Origin of the sequence: Enterobacter sp. ZOR0014 (assembly GCF_000798855.1) — a bacterium.
Classification (GTDB): domain Bacteria; phylum Pseudomonadota; class Gammaproteobacteria; order Enterobacterales; family Enterobacteriaceae; genus Enterobacter; species Enterobacter kobei.
Genome location: NZ_JTLF01000182.1, coordinates 1 through 23417 on the forward strand (window position 1 = coordinate 1; position 23417 = coordinate 23417).

At 53.1% G+C, this 23417-nt stretch carries 18 protein-coding genes and 1 pseudogene; 11 read left to right on the forward strand and 8 right to left on the reverse strand.

Annotated features, from left to right (window positions below):
- Positions 1 to 259: 259 nt before the first annotated feature.
- Complete coding sequence (locus L977_RS09610) at positions 260 to 2449, forward strand: sensor domain-containing phosphodiesterase (RefSeq protein ID WP_047625650.1); 2190 nt, start codon at positions 260 to 262, stop codon at positions 2447 to 2449.
- Positions 2450 to 2493: 44 nt separating this feature from the next.
- On the opposite strand, the gene L977_RS09615 is transcribed toward L977_RS09610, so the two are convergent.
- Positions 2494 to 3681 (reverse strand): NupC/NupG family nucleoside CNT transporter, encoded by a 1188-nt coding sequence (locus L977_RS09615; protein WP_014884725.1) that lies wholly within the window; start codon positions 3679 to 3681, stop codon positions 2494 to 2496.
- Positions 3682 to 4027: 346 nt separating this feature from the next.
- Between L977_RS09615 and L977_RS09620 the strand changes: the two genes are divergently transcribed.
- Positions 4028 to 5266: an Nramp family divalent metal transporter gene (locus tag L977_RS09620; protein ID WP_014884724.1), complete on the forward strand. Its 1239-nt coding sequence runs from the start codon at positions 4028 to 4030 to the stop codon at positions 5264 to 5266.
- A 32-nt stretch (positions 5267 to 5298) separates the two neighbouring features.
- On the opposite strand, the gene L977_RS09625 is transcribed toward L977_RS09620, so the two are convergent.
- Both L977_RS09625 and mgrA read right to left on the reverse strand, forming a co-directional pair.
- The gene (locus L977_RS09625; RefSeq protein ID WP_023331027.1) at positions 5299 to 5649 is read right to left on the reverse strand and encodes a DUF2502 domain-containing protein; all 351 of its coding nucleotides are present in this window, start codon (positions 5647 to 5649) and stop codon (positions 5299 to 5301) included.
- Positions 5650 to 5776: 127 nt separating this feature from the next.
- Entirely contained in the window at positions 5777 to 6775 is a 999-nt protein-coding gene (mgrA, locus tag L977_RS09630; protein WP_047625651.1) for an L-glyceraldehyde 3-phosphate reductase, read from the reverse strand.
- Positions 6776 to 6959: 184 nt separating this feature from the next.
- Between mgrA and ipdC the strand changes: the two genes are divergently transcribed.
- A complete protein-coding gene (ipdC, locus tag L977_RS09635; RefSeq protein ID WP_014884721.1) occupies positions 6960 to 8618 on the forward strand; it encodes an indolepyruvate decarboxylase in 1659 nt (552 codons plus the stop codon).
- On the opposite strand, the gene L977_RS09640 is transcribed toward ipdC, so the two are convergent.
- Positions 8619 to 9854: an ion channel protein gene (locus tag L977_RS09640; protein ID WP_014884720.1), complete on the reverse strand. Its 1236-nt coding sequence runs from the start codon at positions 9852 to 9854 to the stop codon at positions 8619 to 8621.
- 205 nt (positions 9855 to 10059) lie between these two features.
- On the opposite strand from L977_RS09640, the gene glk reads away from it, so the two are divergent.
- Positions 10060 to 11025, forward strand: coding sequence for a glucokinase (gene glk, locus L977_RS09645; protein WP_014884719.1), 966 nt, complete (start codon positions 10060 to 10062; stop codon positions 11023 to 11025).
- Positions 11026 to 11056: 31 nt separating this feature from the next.
- Here glk and L977_RS09650 read toward each other — a convergent pair whose 3' ends face one another.
- Both L977_RS09650 and L977_RS09655 read right to left on the reverse strand, forming a co-directional pair.
- Complete coding sequence (locus tag L977_RS09650; RefSeq protein WP_023338608.1) at positions 11057 to 11788, reverse strand: LytR/AlgR family response regulator transcription factor; 732 nt, start codon at positions 11786 to 11788, stop codon at positions 11057 to 11059.
- Position 11789: 1 nt separating this feature from the next.
- The gene (locus L977_RS09655; RefSeq protein ID WP_014884717.1) at positions 11790 to 13496 is read right to left on the reverse strand and encodes a sensor histidine kinase; all 1707 of its coding nucleotides are present in this window, start codon (positions 13494 to 13496) and stop codon (positions 11790 to 11792) included.
- 387 nt (positions 13497 to 13883) lie between these two features.
- Between L977_RS09655 and alaC the strand changes: the two genes are divergently transcribed.
- Complete coding sequence (gene alaC, locus L977_RS09660; protein WP_014884716.1) at positions 13884 to 15122, forward strand: alanine transaminase; 1239 nt, start codon at positions 13884 to 13886, stop codon at positions 15120 to 15122.
- A 52-nt stretch (positions 15123 to 15174) separates the two neighbouring features.
- Here the strand turns inward: alaC and ypdK are convergent, their stop codons facing one another.
- Entirely contained in the window at positions 15175 to 15246 is a 72-nt protein-coding gene (gene ypdK / locus L977_RS24475; RefSeq protein ID WP_099458937.1) for a membrane protein YpdK, read from the reverse strand.
- A 358-nt stretch (positions 15247 to 15604) separates the two neighbouring features.
- Positions 15605 to 16525, reverse strand: coding sequence for a kdo(2)-lipid IV(A) palmitoleoyltransferase (gene lpxP, locus L977_RS09665; RefSeq protein ID WP_087529900.1), 921 nt, complete (start codon positions 16523 to 16525; stop codon positions 15605 to 15607).
- A 766-nt stretch (positions 16526 to 17291) separates the two neighbouring features.
- Here lpxP and tssB point away from each other — a divergent pair.
- From tssB to hcp, 6 genes and pseudogenes are all read left to right on the forward strand, one after another.
- Positions 17292 to 17789 carry a type VI secretion system contractile sheath small subunit gene (gene tssB / locus L977_RS09670; RefSeq protein ID WP_014884714.1) on the forward strand — a complete coding sequence of 166 codons (498 nt, stop codon included), beginning with the start codon at positions 17292 to 17294 and terminating at the stop codon, positions 17787 to 17789.
- Positions 17790 to 17821: 32 nt separating this feature from the next.
- Complete coding sequence (gene tssC / locus L977_RS09675; RefSeq protein WP_014884713.1) at positions 17822 to 19366, forward strand: type VI secretion system contractile sheath large subunit; 1545 nt, start codon at positions 17822 to 17824, stop codon at positions 19364 to 19366.
- A gap of 13 nt (positions 19367 to 19379) precedes the next feature.
- Positions 19380 to 20723, forward strand: coding sequence for a type VI secretion system baseplate subunit TssK (tssK, locus tag L977_RS09680; protein WP_196297559.1), 1344 nt, complete (start codon positions 19380 to 19382; stop codon positions 20721 to 20723).
- Positions 20720 to 21409 (forward strand): type VI secretion system protein TssL, short form, encoded by a 690-nt coding sequence (gene tssL / locus L977_RS09685; RefSeq protein ID WP_047027331.1) that lies wholly within the window; start codon positions 20720 to 20722, stop codon positions 21407 to 21409. The genes tssK and tssL overlap by 4 nt, the downstream gene beginning before the upstream one ends.
- A complete protein-coding gene (locus L977_RS09690) occupies positions 21406 to 23112 on the forward strand; it encodes an OmpA family protein (RefSeq protein WP_047625652.1) in 1707 nt (568 codons plus the stop codon). Before tssL ends, L977_RS09690 begins: the two co-directional genes overlap by 4 nt.
- 4 nt (positions 23113 to 23116) lie before the next feature.
- Positions 23117 to 23417 (forward strand): annotated as a pseudogene (gene hcp, locus L977_RS09695) (type VI secretion system effector Hcp); the annotation flags it as partial.

Genomic DNA, 23417 nt, shown 5'->3' on the forward strand with positions numbered 1-23417 from the left:
TGGCATGCAAGAGGTCAGCGGTTCGATCCCGCTTAGCTCCACCAAAATTTTAAACCCTCGTCAAAAGACGAGGGTTTTTTTTATCTGTTTGTAACGTTCACCACCGCATTTTGTTATCAAAAAGAAGGTATTCCTGTACCTGACCTCAATCGAAATCAATAAACCTGTCCATAAATAGACTTCAACTTGATTCGCACAATTAATAAACCTATTATCCATCCGGTCAATGATATGAACGGATAATAATCGCATCAGCTTAATGAATAGAAAAACGTACAATAATGTAAAGATATTTATAATTGCCCTGGCGATATGCCTGATCGCGGTTCCTTTCTCCCGTTATCTCTCCCCGCGCGCGATTGTGAATGGTCACGACGTTTATTTAGCGTGGTTACCCCTGAGCGTTATGCTGGCGGTAATTCTGTTATTTGGTCGTCGGGCAATTCTTCCCATTCTGTTAGGTTTTACTGTCACTAATTTATTCTATATTAATTTAGCACCGCTACAATATTCAGTATTGCTGTTTTGTCAGACCTTTGCGTTGTTCGCGGCGTGCGGCTTGTTGCGCCTCATGCTAGGCAGGCGCTGGCGCTACTGCATTCCTAACAAGCACATTGGATTACGGATATTCTGGCTCGGTTTTATTGTGCCACTCGGCATTAAAATGTCGATGTATTTAGCGGGCTATTTGTTTGATTTCCCGGTAACTATCTCCACCTTCTTCGGTGAAGGGACGGTAATTTATAACGTCGTGGATATTCAAAGTCTGATAGGCGCGGCGCTGATTTTTACCATGATGTTCTATTACCCGTTAAGAATGATAATTAATCCTCGTTATGCCATTACCTTCTGGCGACGAAGCGTGAAGCCCATTTTTTTCCATAAGAATTCATTGTTTATATTTGTCTGGCTCATGCTTCTAGGCTTCATTCTCGCTGTTTTATGTGGCCCTTTTGAATCCCCTGTTATAGCGGGCTATTTAATGCCGCTGATTTTTATTCTCTTTACCTTAGCGATAAGTCGCCTGACCTATGCACTTATCTCTCTGCTTTGGGCTGCTTCAGCCCTTCTGCTGTTGACCTACAACTATAACTTCCTGAATGGTGTGGAGTCGGGCCATTCACTCTCCTTTATCCTGTCCGTGCTGATCTCGTTTGCCATCTGCTTGCTTTACATGTCGCGGATTTACCAGCGTAGCGAGTGGCTGAAGCGGGGATGGCAGGGCAGAGCGCTGACCGATCCGCTGACCGGTTTGCCCAATATCCGTGCGCTGGAGGAGTATCTTGAGATTCACCAGGATGCCAAAGTGTGCATTCTGCGCATGGATAACCTGGAATTTTTGAGCCGCCATTACGGGATCCTGATGCGGGTCCACTGCAAACGCACGATCGCCTCGTCGCTGCAGCCCCTTCTGCAAAAGGACGAGATGCTCTTCCAGTTGCCCGGAAGCGAGCTGGTGGTGGTCTTGCTGGGGCCGGAAATTGCTGAGCGTCTCCAGCATATGGTTGATCGGTTGAACAGCCGGAAAATTTTCTGGAACAACACCGGGCTGGATATTGAGTTTGGTGCCTCCTGGGGGATGGTCGAAAACGGTGAAAAATTGCATCACACGCTGGGGCAACTAAGCTGGCTGGCTGAGCAATCTTGTGCAGGACAGAACGTACTTGCGCTGACGAATAGCCTGGAGGCTGCATCAGGACAAACAACAGAGCGCGTCCTGATGTTAGGGCGGATTAAGCATGCCCTGGAGGCGGGTCAGTTCCATTTATACGCGCAACCGATCCAGAAGGCAGACGGTAGCGGTTACTACGAAATTCTGACGCGTATGGAGAGCGAGGGCGAAATCATCACCCCTGATCGCTTTATTCCGCTGATTGCTCAGTTCAACCTTAGCCACCGGTTTGATATGTGCGTTATGGAAAAATTACTGCTGTGGCTGCGCGATCATCCTGCGACGCAGCCTGGGGCCCGTTTCTCCGTCAATCTGATGCCGCTCACGCTGATGCAAAAAGAGGTAGCGACCGAGATTTGTGCGCTGTTTGAACGGTACGGCGTTGCCCCTCAAACCGTGGTCATTGAGATCACCGAAGAGCAGGCTTTCTCCAATTCAGGTTGCAGCATCAATAATATTCAGCAACTGCGGGATTGTGGATTCCGGATTGCTATTGATGATTTTGGTACGGGGTACGCCAACTACGAGCGTCTCAGACGTCTGCAGGCGGATATCATCAAAATTGACGGCTGCTTTGTTAAAGACATTTGTACTGATGACATGGATGCGATGATCGTCCAGTCGATGTGTAATCTGGCGAAGACGAAATCGCTATGTGTGGTGGCGGAGTATGTCGAAACACCCGCACAGCGGGAGATGTTGCTTCGCTTCGGCGTGGATTACCTGCAGGGCTACCTGATAGGTAAACCCAAACCGCTGGAAGAAATTCGGGCATAAAAAAACCGGGAGCTTGCTCCCGGTTTTTTGTTTTGCAGTAAACGTTACAGGACCAGCGCTGCGATGGACGCGGAAAGAACGCTCACCAGAGTGGAGCCGTACACCAGTTTCAGGCCAAAGCGTGAAACCACGTTACCCTGTTCTTCGTTCAGGCCTTTAATCGCCCCGGCGATAATACCGATGGATGAGAAGTTCGCGAAGGAGACCAGGAACACGGACAGGATGCCTTCCGCGCGCGGAGAAAGCGTGCTGGCAATTTTCTGCAGATCCATCATCGCAACGAATTCGTTAGAAACCAGTTTGGTTGCCATGATACTGCCCACCTGCAGCGCTTCGTGAGCCGGAACACCCATCACCCAGGCAACAGGATAGAAGATGTAGCCCAGAATACCCTGGAAGGAGATACCCAGCACCGCGGCGAACAGGGCGTTCAGCGCAGAGATCAGCGCAATGAAGCCGATCAGCATGGCGGCAACGATAACCGCCACTTTGAAACCGGCCAGAATGTACTCGCCCAGCATTTCGAAGAAGCTCTGGCCTTCGTGCAGGTTGGACATCTGGATATTCTCTTCGCTGGCGTCAACGCGGTATGGGTTGATCAGCGACAGCACGATAAAGGTGCTGAACATGTTCAGAACCAGCGCAGCGACAACATATTTTGGCTCCAGCATGGTCATATACGCGCCCACGATAGACATGGAAACGGTAGACATTGCGGTTGCCGCCATGGTGTACATGCGGTTACGCGACATTTTGCCGAGAATATCTTTATACGCGATGAAGTTCTCAGACTGACCGAGGATCAGGGAACTGACGGCGTTGAAAGACTCCAGCTTGCCCATGCCGTTGACTTTGGATAACAGGAAACCAATTCCACGAATCACGAACGGCAGAACACGGATGTGCTGCAGAATACCGATGAGCGCGGAGATGAAGACGATTGGGCACAGCACCTTCAGGAAGAAGAACGCCAGACCTTCGTCGTTCATTTTACCGAAGACAAAGTTGGTCCCTTCGTTGGCGAATCCGAGCAGTTTTTCGAACATTTCGGAGAAGCCTTTTACGAAGCCGAGACCTACGTTGGAGTTCAGGAAGAACCACGCAAGTAAAACTTCAATGACCAGCAACTGGACAACATAACGAATACGAATTTTTTTGCGGTCTGTGCTGACCAGCAATGCGAGTGCAGTAACGACAACAAGTGCCAGGACAAAATGAAGGACGCGGTCCATATTTGCTCCAAATATGAGGCAGGTTTAATTTTCGTGCACATTCTATGCAACAAGCGAAAAGAAAACGAGATCAAGGACACACTATAGTTACATCCTGTGACGAGTCTCAAAAATAGTGATCCACAATACATTTTCGTTATGTTAGGTAAATGAGTGAAAAGTTAAGTTTGTGTGCTACGCTTCACAAATGACTGCGCATTTTCACATTCTGTGAAGTCGCACCACCTGCCCATCTATCGTTCTTAGCTATCAGAGAAATCATGTTAAACCACTTAAGTGATCTTGATAATCATTCTCATTTTGATAGCATTAAACATAGCAAAGGCTATATTTCCAGAGGCAGATAATGACTAACAGTCGCGTAGAGGGTAGCAGTGGCAGAGCGGCGCGCAAGCTGCGGTTCGCATTAATGGGACCTGCGTTCATTGCTGCCATCGGCTATATCGATCCGGGTAATTTTGCGACCAATATTCAGGCCGGGGCCAGCTTTGGCTATAAGTTGCTGTGGGTGGTCGTCTGGGCGAACCTGATGGCGATGCTGATTCAAATGCTCTCAGCAAAACTGGGGATTGCTACGGGCAAAAACCTGGCAGAACAGATCCGCGACCACTACCCACGTCCGGCCGTCTGGCTCTACTGGGTGCAGGCTGAAATCATCGCCATGGCAACCGATCTCGCTGAATTTATCGGTGCGGCGATCGGCTTTAAGCTGATTCTGGGCGTATCGCTATTGCAAGGGGCGGTCCTGACCGGGATTGCCACTTTCCTGATCCTGATGTTACAGCGTCGGGGGCAAAAGCCGCTTGAAAAGGTGATTGGTGGTCTGCTGCTGTTTGTCGCGGCGGCCTATATTGTCGAGCTGATATTCTCCCAGCCAAATTTGGTACAGCTTGGTAAAGGCATGGTGATCCCCAGCCTGCCAACGTCGGAAGCCGTGTTCCTGGCTGCCGGGGTGCTTGGGGCGACCATTATGCCGCATGTCATTTATCTGCACTCTTCGCTGACCCAGCATCTTCACGGTGGGACGCGTAAAGAACGTTATTCGGCAACCAAATGGGATGTGGCGATTGCCATGACCATCGCGGGTTTTGTGAACCTGGCGATGATGGCCACCGCAGCCGCCGCTTTTCACTTTAACGGTCATACCGGTATTGCCGATCTCGACCAGGCGTATCTCACGCTGGAGCCGTTACTGAGCCATGCTGCTGCCACGATTTTTGGTTTGAGCCTGGTGGCTGCCGGTCTCTCTTCCACGGTGGTGGGCACTCTGGCAGGGCAAGTGGTGATGCAGGGATTTGTGCGCTTCCATATTCCCCTGTGGGTTCGTCGTTCCGTCACCATGCTGCCGTCATTTGTTGTAATTCTGATGGGGCTTGATCCCACGCGAATTCTGGTGATGAGTCAGGTGCTGCTGAGTTTTGGTATCGCACTGGCGCTGGTTCCTCTGCTGATTTTTACCAGCAATCCAGCCCTGATGGGCGATCTGGTTAACTCGACGCTGGTGAAACGGACAGGTTGGGCGATTGTGGTAGTAGTGGTGGCGCTAAATTTATGGCTGTTGATTGGCACAGCGCTGGGGTTATAAAAGAGAAAGGAGCCGAAAGGCTCCTTTTTACATTAATGACGACCGTGGCCGTGACCACCGTGTCCTTTTGGGCCGTGACCCCAGCCACCGCGGCGGTCGTCACGATCGTTCCAGCCTTCGCGATAGCCGCGTTCATAGGCATTATCTTTATACCAGCCGCGGTGTCTGCCGTTATCGTGTTTCCACCAGCGGTCTCCGCGCCACTCATAGTGACGATGCCAGTAATCACGGTCGCGCCAGTAGCCGCCGTCCCAGTATCTGCCGTAGTCGTCACGATCGCCAATTTGTAGTTTTACTGATGGCAACAGGGTGATTTCGCCCGCAGTGGCGATCAGCGGGGCGGAAGCCAGTAATACCGCTGCAAGAATCAGTGACCTGAACATACTCTTTCTCCTTCACGATCGGGGCCTTTGTGGGGCCTGTTAACGCAATATTACGAGTTGGTAAAGCCTCGTTTCATCGCCTCAACTCCGAATTCCAGGTTCAGAGCACTTTTTGCTAAAAGTGGTTTTATTTTGAGCTGGTCAGGATTTCTTCAATAAGGTTCAGCTCTTCCGCGGAGAAATGGCGGTTTTCCAGCATGCCAACGGCGTCATCAATTTGAGCCGCTTGACTTGCCCCAATCAGCACCGACGTCACGTCGTCATGGCGCAACACCCAGGCCAGCGCCATCTGCGATAGCTTCTGGCCGCGGCCTTCCGCCAGGACATTGAGCTTACGCACTTTTTCCAGCTTCTCTTCGGTGATCTGATCCGGGTTGAGGAACTGACTGCCACTTGCCGCACGGGAGTCTGCGGGAATACCGTTCAGATATCGGTTGGTGAGCTGTCCTCCCGCCAGCGGCGAGAAGGGAATACAGCCGACGCCTTTTTCCTGCAGCACGGCCAGTAAACCCCCTTCCGGTCCTCGTTCAAACATGGAGTATTTCGGCTGGTGGATCAGGCAGGGCGTGCCAAGGTCATTCAGGATATCAATCGCTTTTCGCGCCAGCTCTGCAGGATAGTTGGATAACCCGACATACAGCGCTTTTCCCTGGCGCACCAGATGGTCAAGCGCTTTCATGGTTTCAGTCAGCGGGGTTTCCGGGTCAGGACGGTGATGATAGAAGATATCGACATACTCCAGCCCCATGCGTTTCAGGCTTTGATCCAGGCTTGCCAGCAGATATTTGCGCGATCCCCAGTCGCCGTAGGGGCCGTCCCACATGGTATATCCCGCTTTCGTCGAGATAATCAGCTCGTCGCGCCAGGGCAGAAAATCCTCCTGCAAAATACGCCCAAAATTACGCTCGGCCGACCCCGGTGGAGGACCATAGTTATTGGCAAGGTCGAAATGCGTAATACCCAGGTCGAAGGCGCGCTGTAAAAGTTGACGGCTGTTTTCGAGACGCGTGGCGTCCCCAAAGTTATGCCACAGACCCAGCGATATGACGGGCAACCTGAGCCCGCTTTGACCGCAGCGACGATACTGCATTGTCTGGTAACGATTTTTATCCGGCTGATAACCCATTTTATGACCTCGTGCGCAGATGAGAAAAATCAGTGTATGCGTTTACATTAACGTGAAAAAAAGCAGCATAGCGCAGCCTTTTTTGTAAAGCATTCTTTCCATAACCTTCTTGCCGCTGATTCTGGACAGCCATCACGCTTCTCTAATACTCAAAGTGAGGTCAACATTAGAAGGATACCTGTTCATGCGTACCCCATACTGCGTCGCCGATTACCTGCTGGACCGTCTTACTGATTGTGGAGCCGATCATCTGTTTGGCGTGCCGGGCGACTATAACCTGCAGTTTCTCGACCATGTAATAGACAGCCCCGACATCTGTTGGGTGGGATGTGCCAACGAATTAAACGCATCATATGCTGCTGACGGATATGCCCGCTGTAAGGGCTTCGCCGCGCTGCTCACAACATTCGGTGTAGGCGAGTTAAGTGCCATGAATGGCATCGCGGGAAGCTATGCCGAGCACGTTCCGGTATTGCATATTGTCGGGGCGCCGGGGACGGCGTCACAGCAACGAGGGGAACTGCTGCACCATACGCTGGGTGATGGGGAGTTCCGCCATTTTTATCATATGAGCGAGCCGATTACCGTCGCTCAGGCGATCCTGACCGAACAAAACGCCTGCTATGAAATCGACCGGGTTCTGACCACCATGCTTCGGGAACGTCGCCCCGGCTATTTGATGTTACCTGCCGACGTGGCAAAAAAAGCCGCCACGCCTCCTGTAAACGCTCTCACACTTCACCATGCCCATGCCGACAGTGCCTGCCTGAAAGCGTTTCGGGATGCTGCGGAAAATAAACTGGCAACCAGCAAGCGCACCGCGCTGTTAGCTGATTTCCTTGTTCTGCGCCATGGACACAAGCATGCGCTACAGAAGTGGGTGAAGGACGTGCCGATGGCGCACGCCACGATGCTAATGGGTAAAGGGATATTCGACGAACGTCATGCCGGTTTTTACGGCACATACAGCGGCTCGGCAAGCGCCGGCCCGGTAAAAGAGGCGATTGAAGGGGCGGATACGGTACTGTGCATCGGCACCCGTTTTACCGATACCCTCACCGCCGGTTTCACCCATCAGCTAACCCCGGCCCAAACGATAGAAGTTCAGCCTCACGCTGCCCGCGTCGGTGACGTCTGGTTTACCGGCATCCCGATGCTTCAGGCAATCGAAACGCTGGTGGAACTGTGCAAACAGCATGTGCATGATAAACCTGCGCCAGCTTCCCATCGCGCAATGAGCTTCCCTCAGCCGGAGGGCGCGCTGACCCAGGAGAATTTCTGGAAAACGTTGCAAACGTTTATTCGCCCAGGAGACATCATCCTTGCCGATCAGGGAACGTCGGCCTTCGGCGCCATTGACCTGCGCCTTCCGGCTGACGTGAATTTTATCGTCCAGCCGCTGTGGGGGTCGATCGGCTACACGCTGGCCGCAGCGTTTGGCGCACAAACGGCTTGCCCGAACCGGCGTGTGATAGTGCTGACGGGGGATGGCGCGGCGCAGCTGACTATTCAGGAGCTCGGGTCGATGTTGCGTGATAAACAACGTCCGATCATTCTGGTGCTGAACAACGAAGGGTACACGGTCGAAAGGGCCATCCATGGACCGGAGCAACGGTATAACGATATTGCGCTCTGGAACTGGACGCACCTTCCACAGGCGCTGAGTCTCGCGCCTCAGGCCGAGTGCTGGCAGGTGAGTGAGGCAGGTGAGCTGGTGGATGTGCTGGAAAAAGTGGCGCACCACGAGCGGCTTTCGCTGATCGAGGTCATGCTGCCGAAATCCGACATACCGCCGCTGCTGAGCGCGCTCACCAAAGCGCTGGAAGCGCGCAACAGCGCCTGATTACTTATCGTTTCGCCAGGCCATCATCATCGGTTTGCCCGCCAGCAGGAGCCAGGCGGGCAACATCACGATGCAGAGCAGCGGGAACAGCGTCGAATCCGGCACCACAACCGCCGCCATAAACAGGCTCAGCCATGCGTCACGCGTCACCACCAGAACCAGACCCAGAATCGAGCAGGAGACGGTAATTGCCGCCGGAACCGCATCCACATGTTCGTGCAACATCAGCCCCAGCGCCACGCCGACAAAGACTGCCGGGAAAATGCGTCCACCGCGGAAACCGCACGCAGCCGCGACGACCAGCGCCGCCAGTTTGATGACGGCAAACAGCAGATAGTCGGAAACGCTAAATACCTGACTGAATGCCAGCTGCTGCATCTCGTCCAGGCCTTTAAACAGCGTCACCGTCCCGCCGATGGTGCCTAAAATACCGAGGATCAATCCCCCTGTGCCCAGAATCAACACCGGATGCTTGAGTTTATGCACCAGCCGGTGCAGGCGCGGCAGACACCATACCGCGACCATCCCCAGCGCGATGGCAATTGCAACGACGATGGCACCGCTGAAAATATCCGCTATTCGCATCTCTCCGTAGTGGGGCAGAGAGAGGGAGAAGTGGGGATGGAAAAACAGACTGGTTGTTAGCGCGCCCGCCGCCGCGGCCATCAGGGGAGCAAACAGTTTGTCCCAGAGCGGGACATCATTGTTGCTGGTAAGCGTCTGTGAAAAAATCAGCGCGGCAGCGACGGGCGTGCCGAAAAGCGCCCCGATGGTGCCTGCGGAGGCGAGGATCGTCCAGTCCAGCGCACCCACGCGCGGTAAAATGCGTGAGCCCAGGAACACCGCCAGACCAATATTCACCGCCATAATGGGATGCTCGGGTCCGAGGCTGACGCCGCCCGCCAGGCCCACAATTAACGCGATGATCAACCCCGGCAGCGCAGAGGGCGGAACCGGGGCGCCAATCAGCGGCTCCAGCGCCGGGTCCGGTCCGGCGTGGCCGGGACTGAATCGGATCACCAGGCCTACCGCAATACCGGTTAACGTCAGCATCAAAATGATCCACGCTGAAGAATCAGCGGTGATCCCCAGTTTCGCCGGAAGCGCCGTCCATAGCAGGGCTTGCAGCACCGACGCGACTTTCATCACGACAATGAGTACCAGGCTTGACGCCACGCCAATGATGAGCGCCGGAATTGCCAGCAACAGCATGGTTCTGGCTCGCGGGTGGAGCATGATGATTTCCTTGTACAAAACGGTATAACGTTACTCTGCACAATCAGCTTTATGGCAATAGTGCAAAAGGTGCTGAAACGGTAAAGTTATTCTGTGACGAAGATCGATAATCCATGGGCATTCACCTTCCAGTCGTTGTTGTTATCACGCCTTGAATTTACAGTGTCCCAAAGATTTATTCTGACTTTAGCGGAGCAGTAGAAGAATGACAAAGTATGCTTTGGTAGGTGATGTGGGCGGCACGAACGCACGCCTCGCATTATGCGATGTAAGTAGCGGTGAAATTTCCCGGGCGAAAACCTACTCGGGGCTGGATTATCCCAGCCTTGAGGCCGTTGTCCGCGTCTATCTGGATGAACATCAGGTGAGCGTCGAGGATGGCTGCATTGCCATCGCCTGCCCGATAACTGGCGACTGGGTCGCCATGACCAACCATACCTGGGCATTCTCTATTGCAGAGATGAAAAAGAACCTCGGTTTTGCGCATCTGGAAATCATCAATGACTTCACCGCCGTGTCTATGGCGATCCCGATGCTCAAGCCAGAGCATCTGATCCAGTTCGGCGGCGCTGAACCGGTCGAGGGAAAGCCGATTGCGGTTTACGGTGCCGGTACCGGCCTGGGCGTTTCGCATCTGGTGCATGTTGATCGGCGCTGGGTAAGCCTGCCGGGTGAGGGCGGTCATGTAGACTTTGCGCCAAACAGCGAAGAAGAGGGCATTATTCTCGAAGAGTTACGTGCTGAGATCGGTCACGTCTCTGCCGAGCGCGTCCTGTCTGGACCCGGGCTGGTGAACCTGTACCGCGCAATTGTGAAATCGGACGGTCGTCTGCCGGAAAACCTGCAGCCGAAAGACGTCACCGAACGAGCGCTGGCGGACAGCTGCATCGACTGCCGCCGTGCTCTGTCGCTGTTCTGCGTGATCATGGGACGTTTCGGCGGCAACCTGGCGCTGACGCTTGGCACCTTTGGTGGGGTCTATATTGCGGGCGGGATCGTACCGCGCTTCCTCGACTTCTTTAAAGCTTCAGGTTTCCGCGGTGGGTTTGAAGATAAAGGACGCTTCAGAAGCTACGTGCAGGATATTCCTGTTTATCTTATCGTGCATGATAACCCTGGCCTGCTGGGTTCGGGTGCCCATCTGCGTCAGGTTCTCGGGCAAATCCTCTGACACAGAGCCCTCTCCGCCGGGAGAGGGCGTTTTACAGGTGCATCAACTGACGGAACTCTTTCACCTTGCTGCGGCTCACCGGCACCTGAAAATCCAGATCCTTGAGACGCAAAATATAGGTATTGTTAAACCACGGCTCGATCTCGCGGATCTTATTTAAATTCACGCAGAACGAACGGTGGCAGCGGAAAAAGTGGGCCGACGGCAGCTTGCCGCAGAATTCGGTAATGTTCATCGCCATGACAAACGATTCCCGCCGCGTATAGACAAACGTCATCTTTTCATGCGCTTCGGCGTAGTAGATATCATTCACTGGCGTCACGATGATGCGTTCATCCTTGACCAGATTAATGGTGTCGTTTTCCCGTACCGTCGGGCTGGCGGTGACCGGAGCGCTCTGTTGCTGCCATGCGGCCTCCAGCTTTTGCAGCATGCTGACAATCCGCGACTCCTGGTAAGGTTTCAGAATATAGTCAAACGCCTCCAGTTCGAAGGCCTCAACGGCATGCTCTTTCCAGGCGGTAACGAACACAATAAACGGCTTGTGGGCAAACTGATTGATGTTTTGCGCCAGCAAGACGCCGTCCAGCGAAGGAATATTAATATCCAGAAAAATGGCGTCAACCCGGTTATGCTGCAGAAATTTCAGCACGTCCAGCCCATCGTCAAAGGTACCCACAATCTCCATCTGACTGTGGGTTTTGATGAGCCAGGTGAGCTCCTGTTGAGCCAGAATTTCATCTTCAACGATAATGACTTTCATATTACTCACCCTGAGGTAACAGTGATGCCGTCGCATGAACAGGGGAGCGTTCATTCGGGACGTAAAAAGCGATTTCAGTGCCGGGTTCAAGACGGTGAATATGCAGCCCATCGCCGTAGAGCAGCTTGACCCTGTGATGCACATTCAGCAGCCCGATTTTATTCCCCGGCATCTCATTAGACTCCACACGCTCGATGACTTTTGGGTCAATCCCGTGGCCGGTATCGCGCACGGCGATACGCACCCGGTTGCCGCTTTCGGTGATGCTAATGGTGACCACACCTTTGCCTTTACAGGGCTGAATACCGTGAACAATGGCGTTTTCGACCAGCGGCTGGATCAGCAGGCTCGGGATCACGCAGTTGACCTCTTCATCAATATCGTAAATGACCGTCAGTTTGTCGCCAAAGCGCGCCTGCTCGATCGCGATGTAGTCTTTAATCTGATACAGCTCTTTTTTGATGTCGATCTGCTCGTCATCCTTCAACTCAATGTTGTAGCGCAGATAACGCGACAGGTTGAAAATCAGCTGGCGCGCGGTGTCCGGATTCAAACGAATCGAAGAGGAGATGGCGTTTAACGCGTTAAACAGGAAATGGGGATTGATTTTGCTCTGCAGCGCGCGCAGCTCTGCCTTATTTGCCATCTCGCGTAACTGTTCCGCCCGGGAGACCTCAAGCTGCGTGGAGATGATCTGCGACAGACCTATCGCCATCTCCTGCAGCGTTGAGGTGATCTGATGCGCGTGACAGTAATAAATTTTCAGCGTGCCCGTCACCACGCCTTTCTCCCAAAGCGGGATCACCAGCATAGAGTGGATCTCCGGCGTTCGGTGGGCTTCATCATTGTTTTTAATAATGATTTTACCGTAGTTAATCGCTTGTCTGGTGGTCGGGCTTATCGTGTCATCATTGTCGCGGTAGTTGTGCTCGCCAACGCCGACGTAAGCCAGCACGTGGTCAATATTGGTGATAGCGACGGCATCCGCGTGAATGTCGTGGCGAATAATCTCGCAGACTTGACGCAGCGACTCCGCGTTAACGTGGCGGAAAAGCGGCAGCGTTTTGTTGGCGATATCCAGCGCCAGCTTGGCCTGGCGAGCGGCACTGGCCTCTTTTTCCCCTTCCACACTCTGCACCAGCAGCACGATAAAACCGATGCACACGCTACCCAGAATCATAGGGATACCGATTTTCGAGACGATATCCAGCCCCAGCGCGGTCGTGGGAGCCCAGACGACAACCAGGATCATGGTCAGCGTTTCGCACACCATGCCTGCGAGGATCCCGGCGCGCCAGCGCTGCTTTTTCGGGATTTTACGGCTGATCCAGCCGGATAGTACCCCGGCGATAATGCTGGTGATAAAGCACGGCACCGCCGTGACGCCGCCGATATCAATCAGGTAGCGATGGGTTCCGGCAATCACGCCGGTGATGACACCTACCCACGGACCAAACAAAATTCCGCCAGACATGACGGCGATAATCCGCACGTTAACCAGCGAGCCCTCTACCGGCACGCCGGACCAGGTGCTGAACAGCGCAAAGAGCGAAAAGATAGCGGTGACGGCCAGCAGTTCTTTCGGCGAGTGAGCAGATTTATGCAACAGCTCGCGAAACAGGCGAATGCGAATAAGGAAGAACAGGCAAATCAGCATTAATGCTGCGCGATCAAAAACCGCCAGCAGCATAGTGAATATTTCGTGCACGAGCAGACCTGGGAAAACGGGAAAGAACCATGATAAAAAACCTGGGGCATATTGACCAGCTATCCGTCAGGTTTATCAAATGAGGAAAAACCCTGTTTTAGAAAGGGGATTATCGAATGAGGATTGATACCTCCCGATCTTTTCCTGCTGTCGCATCGTCCGGTAACTGTTTTGATATCATTGTGTTAAACAATAGATAACGGAAAGCCGATATGAGTCCCCCTCCTTCCGCTTTAAGGCGTACCCGTGTTCCGGTTTTCATGGGGTTCTCTTTTTTTTCATTTCCCTCTCGACAGCGTGATTTTTTTCAGGTTATTTTCTAAGCATGTCACATCAGTGGCAGCGTCGCTCGGACGGTCCGGGCGCTAACGTTAATCTGAGGAATCTATGGCTGAATTCAGTCCTGAACGCCGTTTTACGCGTATCGATCGTCTCCCCCCTTATGTTTTCAATATCACCGCTGAACTGAAAATGGCTGCGCGTCGGCGCGGCGAAGACATCATTGATTTCAGCATGGGCAACCCTGACGGCCCCACGCCACCGCATATCGTTGAGAAGCTCTGCACGGTTGCCCAGCGTCCGGATACGCACGGCTACTCAACCTCGCGCGGTATTCCCAGATTACGCCGCGCGATCTCGCGCTGGTATCAGGATCGTTATCAGGTTGATATCGATCCTGAAAGTGAAGCCATTGTGACCATCGGCTCGAAAGAGGGGCTGGCGCACCTGATGCTGGCCACGCTGGATCACGGTGATACGGTACTGGTTCCCAATCCGAGTTACCCAATCCATATTTACGGCGCGGTGATAGCCGGGGCGCAGGTACGTTCTGTACCGCTGGTGGAAGGCGTCGATTTCTTCAACGAGCTGGAGCGCGCAATTCGCGAAAGCTATCCGAAACCCAAGATGATGATCCTGGGTTTCCCGTCTAACCCGACGGCGCAGTGCGTGGAACTCGATTTCTTTGAGAAGGTTGTGGCCCTGGCGAAGCGTTATGACGTGCTGGTGGTACATGATTTAGCGTATGCGGATATCGTCTATGACGGCTGGAAAGCGCCTTCAATCATGCAGGTGCCGGGGGCGCGTGACGTGGCGGTCGAATTCTTTACCCTGTCGAAAAGCTACAACATGGCGGGCTGGCGTATTGGTTTTATGGTGGGTAACAAAACGCTGGTGAGTGCGCTGGCGCGAATCAAGAGCTATCACGATTACGGCACCTTTACGCCACTACAGGTTGCAGCTATTGCGGCGCTTGAAGGCGATCAGCAATGCGTTCACGACATTGCAGCCCAGTATAAACGCCGCCGCGACGTGCTGGTAAAAGGGTTACATGAAGCGGGCTGGATGGTGGAAATGCCGAAAGCGTCCATGTACGTCTGGGCGAAAATTCCGGAGCCGTATGCGGCAATGGGATCGCTTGAGTTTGCTAAAAAACTGCTGCAGGACGCGAAGGTGTGTGTTTCGCCGGGCATTGGCTTTGGTGATTACGGTGACACCCACGTGCGCTTTGCTTTAATCGAAAATAGCGACCGTATTCGTCAGGCGGTGAGGGGCATCAAGAGTATGTTCCGGGCCGATGGCCTGCTCTCAACAAAGAGCGTCTCCGAACACCCCGCATCATCATGACATAAAAAGACAGGAGCCTATGGCTCCTGTCTTTTTGACTGCATGTTCTTCACTAGATCATCAGGGCAAAGGTTCCGGCCCAGACTAAAACGATCACCGAAATGCCCATAAAGAAATATTTCACGTTTCATCGCTCCGCGTATCTTGTGGTACGCATTTAAAAACAGAGTCCAACTGAGTATAGAGAACTGAAATCCGGCCAAAACGGAAATGAGAATTTTCCCGCTATGCCGCCGACTCCAGCTCAGAATTCTGTGCTTTCCTGTAGCCAGACGGCGCTAATGTACGCCTAAAAATGAGGGGTGACAAGAGAGATTTTTTTAAATAATTTCCGATACTTACGGGTGTCGTGGAACGGCGACAGTTTGATTTCGCAAGGCAATAAATTCACTTTGAGCGACGTGACGAAAAACCGTTACACGGGGTTATTACAGGTGATTGAAAAGGTTAGTTTCTTATCGAAACTAACCGTCACGCGGGACTTAAATATAGAGCGAGGCTTCGCCAAGTGGGCGCGTTTTGAAACGGCGATGCATCCAGAGATATTGCTCTGGCGCGCGCATGATTTCAGTTTCGATGACCTTGTTGATAAACGCTGCGGCTTCGCATTCGTTTTCAGGATAGTTAGCCATTTCAGGAGAGATGTGCAGACGATAGCCTGATTTATCCGCTTTTCTCACCATCGTCACGGTCAGCATGGCGGCGCCTGACAACCGCGAAATCACAAAGGTACCGTTGGTTGTCGCCACGTCTTTAACGGCAAAGAAGGGGGCAAAGCTGCTGCCTTTACGTCCATAATCCTGGTCAGGGGCAAACCAGACGGCTTCACCTTTCTTCAGGGCACCGACCATTCCACGCAGATTATTACGGCTGATCATCGCTTTATTGGAACGCATGCGGCCGCGCGTCTGTACCCACTCCATTACCGGGCTATTGTGCGGTCTGTAGGTCGCCATCATTGGCTGGCAAAGACCCATCACCCGGCCACCCAACTCAAGCGACATAAAGTGAACGCCCACAACCATCACACCGCGGTTTTGCAACTGCGCGCGTTTAAGGTTGTCCAGCCCTTCGACATCAAACCACTTGCGGACGCGTTCATCCGACCAGAACCAGGCCATACCGGTTTCGAGCAGCGCCATACCGATAGATTTAAAGTTTTCAGAGATCAATTTTTCGCGCTCTTCAGCATTGTACTGAGGAAAGCAAAGCTCGATGTTTTTGCGCGCGATGGCTTCGCGACGTTTCAGGAAATAGCGAGAGGCGCTGCCCAGTTTCGACCCCAGCAAACGCAGCACAGGATAGGGAAGTTGCACCAGCAGCCAGAGTACGCCAAGACCAAACCATGTAAACCAGTAACGCGGGTGTAAAAACGCACGTTCAAATTTGGATTGAGACAAGATAGTAAAACCTATGTGAAGCCTGTAAAGGTAGCGCAGCGTGTGCGATACGACGTGCCATTAAGACCGTTCTTCAAGGTGATGGTTTCAGGCTTTACCGAACTTTACGGCGTTGCCTGACCACTGCTGATTTGGGTGGGCGGCGTAATGTAGCACCGTTATACGTTATGTGCTATTACTCGTTTTTGATTAAAAAAGCGGCAGTCAAGGAGGTGGTTGATTTTACAGTTTTTATAGGCAGTCAGTCATGAGAACACCTTCCACCTGAGTCGGGCATGAAGCCTCTTCGAGAGAGGAAGGATTAAAAGCGCTATTTTTTTGTGGCAGATTCCGTATTCATATTTTTTTTACCTCTTCGTTTAATAAATAAGAATTTTCTTTGTGAAAGTTCTTATTTATTATTCATCCAATGAATGGAGTGCCTGAGTCCATAATTTATTCATCTTTCCTTTTATCGAGTCTAAAGCAGTTCTCTCCTGTGTTTTTGATATAGTGCTGTGATGCAAATCAAAACAATATTGTTTTTTTAGCATCTGACTGGCTGCAACCTCTTTTACGATACAAATATTTGTTTTACAGAAAAAGAGTAGCTTCTTTTTCTGGGTTGGTCTGATAAGTTGCAATAATATCTTAGAGGAAAATTCTTAAGAATTTTCTAATTGCGGATAAATGATCTGTGTATTTGATTTGCGGTCGATCATTGTTCTAATATTGCGCATCAAGAACGATACCGTGAAGTTTGCATCGCAAAACAAAGAGGGATGATCAAATGTCTGACAGTTTTCAGAATGAAGTGCCTAAGGCACGTATTAACCTGAAGCTTGACCTGCATACTGGCGGAGCAAGCAAGAAAATGGAATTACCCTTAAAACTGCTTGTTGCCGGTGATTTCAGTAATGGTCAGGATGCTGCGCCAATATCTGAGCGTGAAAAAGTTAACATCACCAAAAATAATTTCGACAGTGTTCTTTCCGAATATTCCCCAAAAGTTAATCTGAGCGTCAAAAACACCCTGTCAGATGATGGTGGTGAGGACAATATTGAGCTGACTTTCCAGAGCATGAAAGATTTCACGCCAGAGCAGGTGGCTGCCCAGATACCACAGCTGAAGGCGATGCTGGCGATGCGCAACTTACTCCGCGATCTTAAGGCCAACCTGTTGGATAACCAGACTTTCCGAAAAGAGCTGGAAAAAATCGTTCTTGACCAGTCGCTTAGCGCTGAATTGCGCAATGAATTATCCGCACTGGCACCCAAAAAAGCTTAACCATCACGATGTTTTAACGGATTAATCAAGGAATGCTCATGTCTGTACAAAATAATATTGCTGGCGGTGAAAGCATGGTGCTGGAACGTCCTGCTGCGGGTGGGGTTTACGCCTCCCTGTTTGAGAAAATCAACTTAAGTCCCGTCTCTGAATTGAGCGCCCTGGATATCTGGCAGGACGCGCAGGCGATGTCGGATGCGACCGCTGATGAACGTCTGACGGCAGGTATGCAGGTCTTCCTGGAATGTCTGACCAAAGCCGGTGCGAAAGTCGAAAAACTGGATAAAAGCCTGATTGATCACCACATTGCTGAACTCGATTACCAGATCAGCCGTCAGCTGGACGCGGTAATGCACCATGAGGAGTTTCAGGCAGTTGAAGGTCTGTGGCGCGGAGTGAAGTCGCTGATTGATAAAACAGATTTTCGCCAGAACGTGAAAATTGAGTTGCTGAGTATGTCTAAAGAAGACCTGCGTCAGGACTTCGAAGACAGCCCGGAAATCATCCAGAGTGGTCTGTATAAACACACCTATATTGATGAATATGACACCCCAGGCGGCGAGCCAATTGCGGCACTGATTTCCGCATACGAGTTCGATGCTTCAGCGCAGGATGTCGCGTTGCTGCGCAACATCTCTAAAGTCTCCGCTGCTGCGCACATGCCGTTTATCGGCTCTGCAGGTCCAAAATTCTTCCTTAAAGAGTCCATGGAAGACGTCGCTGCGATTAAAGATATCGGTAACTATTTTGACCGCGCAGAGTACATCAAGTGGAAATCTTTCCGCGATACCGACGACGCTCGCTATATCGGCCTGGTCATGCCGCGCGTACTGGGACGTTTACCGTACGGGCCAGATACCGTTCCCGTTCGCAGCTTCAATTATGTCGAAGAGGTCAAAGGTCCGGATCACGACAAATACCTGTGGACGAATGCCTCGTTTGCCTTTGCTTCCAACATGGTGCGTAGCTTTATCAATAATGGCTGGTGCGTACAGATTCGGGGTCCGCAGGCCGGTGGTGCGGTTCAGGACCTGCCTATCCATCTTTACGATCTCGGTACCGGCAATCAGGTAAAAATCCCGAGCGAGGTCATGATCCCCGAAACCCGCGAATTTGAGTTTGCGAATCTGGGCTTCATTCCTTTGTCCTACTACAAAAACCGCGACTATGCCTGCTTCTTCTCGGCTAACTCAAGCCAGAAACCGGCGCTGTATGACACCGCAGATGCAACGGCTAACAGCCGCATCAACGCGCGTCTGCCGTATATCTTCCTGCTGTCGCGTATCGCCCATTACCTGAAGCTGATTCAGCGCGAAAACATCGGTACCACGAAGGATCGCCGTCTGCTTGAACTGGAGCTGAATACCTGGGTTCGCAGTCTGGTCACTGAAATGACCGATCCGGGCGATGAACTGCAGGCGTCTCACCCGCTGCGTGATGCGAAAGTGGTTGTCGAAGATATTGAAGACAACCCGGGCTTCTTCCGCGTGAAGCTGTACGCGATCCCTCACTTCCAGGTCGAAGGCATGGACGTCAACCTGTCACTGGTTTCCCAGATGCCGAAGGCGAAATCGTAAAACAGGCAGGAAGCTGATGAAAACGGAACAACCGTTATGGGGCAGGGGCATTCTGGTCTCTCCTCAGCATTTTCAGCAACAGGTCGCGTATGCGGCCTGGTCTGCCGAATGTATTGCCCGACTGGGTCTTTCGTGCCCGTGGGGGGTCATTGATGCCATCTTTGAACCGGAATCTCTCAAACTAGGGCGTATTCAGGCCCGGCATCTGCACGTCCGTTTCCAGGACGGCACGCTGATTGATACCGACAATGCTGATCCTCTGCCGCCGGTGCTGTCGCTTGAGAGTGAATCGCAGGAGGTGACGGTGGTGCTGGCGCTTCCGCTGCTGCGGGCGAACGGCGGCAACTGTTTAAAGCCTGATGAAGTCGCTGAGCGTCCGGTGCGATATCGCCAGAGCTGGCGGGATGTTCGCAATGCATTTGGTGAGGATACCCGTCAGATTGCGGTGATGCAGCCGGAGCTGACGCTGCGTTTTGATCATCAGAATAACAGCGATTATCTGACTTGCCCTGTCGCCCGACTGCAGCAAGATTCACAGGGTTCATGGCAATTAGATGAGACGTTTCTCCCTCCTCTGTTGACGATCCAGGGCAGCCGCTGGCTGGTGACTCAACTGGAACAGCTGTTGACCCAGCTGCGAGTTCGCCTCTGCCGTCTGATGGCAATGCGTCGTGAAAGCAATGAGCGCATGGCTGATTTCGCCGTGGCGGATGTATCTCTGTTCTGGCTGCTCAACGCGCTGAACAGTGCCGAGCCCGTGCTTGGTCAGTTCCAGCGTAACCTGCAAAGCCCGCCGGAACGTCTGTATCCGGAACTTTCTCGCCTGGCCGGGAGCCTGCTGACCTTCTCTCTGGAGCATCAGGTGAGCGCCATACCTGTCTGGCAGCACGAGCAACTCAATGCGGTATTTCCACCGCTGTTTGATTTGCTTGGCGATCTGCTTGAAGCCAGCCTGCCGTCCCGCGTGGTGGCCCTGTCACTCGACTATGACCCACGGCTGCACTTCTGGCAGGCGCGTCTGCATGACCCACGTCTGCGTGAAGGGGCTGATTACTATCTTTCCGTGCGTTCACCGATACCGGTTGCCCAACTGCAGGAACAGTTTCCGCGCCAGTGTAAGGTGGGCAGTCCTGACCATGTGCGGGGGATCGTCAACTCTTCACGTGTGGGCGTACCGTTAACCCCACTGCGCCATGTGCCAGCCGCCATTCCATTGCGCCTGGAAAACCAGTATTTCAGTCTCGATCTTTCCCATCCTCTGGCGACAGAAATGCTCCAGAGCGGAACATGCATGTTTTACGTCCCGGGCATGCTTGGCGAGCCTGAACTTGAACTCTTTGCGGTACTGCGAACATGAATGAACGTAAACATGGCACTGCCGTGCCGGTGGATATAGATGCTTTGCTGCAGGATACCTGGCTTCAGGTTATCAGCCTTCGCCATGGTCCGCAGTTTCTGGAGGGAGAAGGGCGGGCTCTGTGGGAGCGCTGTATCGCGGATGTGGAGCGCGTTCAGCGTGAACTGAAAGCCAGTGAGCTGGATGAGACCAGTTGTCAGCATATCCTCTCCGCTCAATGTGCATTGCTTGATGAGGCGGTAAAAGGTCGTGGTGTGGAGGACGATGCCTGTGTGCAGTGGTATGACATACCGCTGCAGGGGCATTTTCTTGGCACGATGGATGCGGGTGACACCCTGTGCGACAAGATGCGCGATGTGCTGCGTGAGCCAGCACCAGACTGCGCCGTGCTGACCTGCTTCCAGCGAGTCATGATGCTGGGTTTTCTGGGGAACTTCCGCTCGCTAAACGATCCGGAACGTCAGAAGCTCGTCACAGCCCTGAATGAACGGGTGGCGCCGTTTAGCTATCCGCAGACGCATCCTGTGCTGGCAGAGAGCCGTGTCGGGCGGGGAATGGGAGGGTGGCTTGAATCATGGTCCATGCGTATTGGCCTTAGCGTGGTGGTTCTTGCTGCGCTCTGGTGGGGGCTGGATCATTGGCTCGATCAATTGCTGCAGTCCTTGTTGCCGGGAGTCGTAAAATGAGTCCTGCACAACAGCGCGGGATTGCGCTGTGGGCTGCCCTGCTGAGTGCTGTGGTCTGCCTGGGTTTTCTGCCAGTATCCCGACTGGTTTCGGTGCTCGTTATGCTGGCGATGATCGGCCTTATCATCGCGTTCTGGTATATCGCCAGCCGTCGTGCTGAACCTGACGTCACCTTACATCTGGATGACCTTCCTGAAGCCACTTACCGTCAACCCGTGGTGTTGGTTTGTGGCGATCTACCTCTGACCTGGCCGCAGTCGTCTCCGGTGCTCACCGTCACACAAGGGTGCTGGATCCGCGTTGAAGATCATCAGGATCTTGAGCAGGTCGCCCGGCAGGTGCTGTGGCTGCGACCTGACTGGGGGCGCCAGCTGTCGGTGATGGTCAGTGTCTGTCCACAGAAACACGCCGACAGCGAGTGCCTTACCAGCCGCCTGCTGGCCCTGCGCTGGCAAATCAGCCAGCTGCGTAAGGAAACGGGTCATTCTGTGCCGCTGGTTCTGAATGGCCAGGTTGGTAGCGCAATGACGAATGACATGCTCTGGCAGGCGGCTATCGCCGGAGAGGGGATGAGGGTCTGGCGTGAGTCTTCAGCGCCGAGCTCAATCGCTGCGTGGGTCACCACGGGTGGTTCGCCTGCGATGCAACAGCAAGTACTCATGAACAGCCTGATGGGCTGGTTCCATAAGCACGTCAAAGCTGTCTTTATGGATGAAAACCCCGATGTTCCTGTCATTGCACCTGTTGCGGTGCTGTGGGGTATGGGACCGATCCTGGCCGGCAGTCTGGCCACATCGGTCTGGACGGCATGGCTTTCTCGTCACACTGCGATGCAGCGGGTGACGGGCTGGCAGCCAGTGGGAACGGACAGTACGGTTATTTCCCCGTTCCCGGATTTTATCCTGCCGCTGCTACCGGAAGGGAGCGGACTCACATCACAAGCCCGCACCTGGCGCTGCGTCCTGAGTCTTTTCACCCTGGCGGCGATCGCCGCGCTGCTGAGTAGCGGCTGGAACAATCGCCAGCTACTGCATCGCGTGAGCTTCGATATTGCCCGTTACGACAGCATCTCTATGGATAACTATGACCAAAAAGCCAGCGCGGTTGCGATCCTGCGCGCGGATGCGGTGCTGCTGGATGATCTGGCGCGTAACGGCGTACCGGCCCGGCTGGGCCTGGGGCTTTATCAGGGCGAACGTCTCCGGATGCCGGTGCTGGAAGCGATCCGCTCGTATGTGCCACCGCCTCCTGAACCACAGCCGAAACCCAAACCGGTACCGAAAATTGTGCGTCTCGACAGCATGTCGTTGTTCGACTCCGGAAAATTCGTGCTCAAAGCGGGTTCCACCAAAATGCTGGTGAATTCTCTGGTGGGCATCAAAGCGAAGCCGGGCTGGCTGATTGTCGTATCTGGCCACACTGATAACACCGGAAATCCGCAACTGAACCAGATGCTCTCGCTGAAACGTGCCGAGGCAGTGCGCAACTGGATGCGAGACACCGGCGACGTACCTGAAAGCTGTTTTGCTGTGCAGGGCTATGGCGAGAGCCGTCCTGTTGCAACCAATGACACCCCGGAAGGGCGTGCGCTCAACCGTCGTGTCGAAATCAGTCTGGTGCCGCAGGCGAACGCCTGTCAGCTACCCGGCAAACACCCGGCGCCATCGCAGGATGATGGCGCATCACAATTAAATGGAGAGTAATTCCATGGCAATTCCTGTTTATCTTTGGCTGAAAGACGATGGCGGCGCGGACATTAAAGGGTCTGTAGACGTACAGGATCGTGAAGGCAGCATCGAAGTGGTGGCTCAGGAACACAACCTGTACATCCCGACCGATAACAATACCGGCAAGCTGACCGGGACGCGTATCCACACGCCATTCCTGTTCACCAAAGAAATCGATTCCTCCAGCCCATATCTTTATAAGGCTGTGACCACGGGTCAGACCCTGAAGTCTGCCGAATTCAAGTGGTACAAAATCAACGACGCGGGCCAGGAAGTGGAGT

Coding starts and splice junctions, on each gene's coding strand:
- L977_RS09610 (WP_047625650.1), top strand. CDS start 260: ATGAATAGAAAAACGTACAATAATGTAAAGATATTTATAATTGCCCTG.
- L977_RS09615 (WP_014884725.1), bottom strand. CDS start 3,681: ATGGACCGCGTCCTTCATTTTGTCCTGGCACTTGTTGTCGTTACTGCA.
- L977_RS09620 (WP_014884724.1), top strand. CDS start 4,028: ATGACTAACAGTCGCGTAGAGGGTAGCAGTGGCAGAGCGGCGCGCAAG.
- L977_RS09625 (WP_023331027.1), bottom strand. CDS start 5,649: ATGTTCAGGTCACTGATTCTTGCAGCGGTATTACTGGCTTCCGCCCCG.
- mgrA (WP_047625651.1), bottom strand. CDS start 6,775: ATGGGTTATCAGCCGGATAAAAATCGTTACCAGACAATGCAGTATCGT.
- ipdC (WP_014884721.1), top strand. CDS start 6,960: ATGCGTACCCCATACTGCGTCGCCGATTACCTGCTGGACCGTCTTACT.
- L977_RS09640 (WP_014884720.1), bottom strand. CDS start 9,854: ATGCTCCACCCGCGAGCCAGAACCATGCTGTTGCTGGCAATTCCGGCG.
- glk (WP_014884719.1), top strand. CDS start 10,060: ATGACAAAGTATGCTTTGGTAGGTGATGTGGGCGGCACGAACGCACGC.
- L977_RS09650 (WP_023338608.1), bottom strand. CDS start 11,788: ATGAAAGTCATTATCGTTGAAGATGAAATTCTGGCTCAACAGGAGCTC.
- alaC (WP_014884716.1), top strand. CDS start 13,884: ATGGCTGAATTCAGTCCTGAACGCCGTTTTACGCGTATCGATCGTCTC.
- tssB (WP_014884714.1), top strand. CDS start 17,292: ATGTCTGACAGTTTTCAGAATGAAGTGCCTAAGGCACGTATTAACCTG.
- tssC (WP_014884713.1), top strand. CDS start 17,822: ATGCTCATGTCTGTACAAAATAATATTGCTGGCGGTGAAAGCATGGTG.
- tssL (WP_047027331.1), top strand. CDS start 20,720: ATGAATGAACGTAAACATGGCACTGCCGTGCCGGTGGATATAGATGCT.
- L977_RS09690 (WP_047625652.1), top strand. CDS start 21,406: ATGAGTCCTGCACAACAGCGCGGGATTGCGCTGTGGGCTGCCCTGCTG.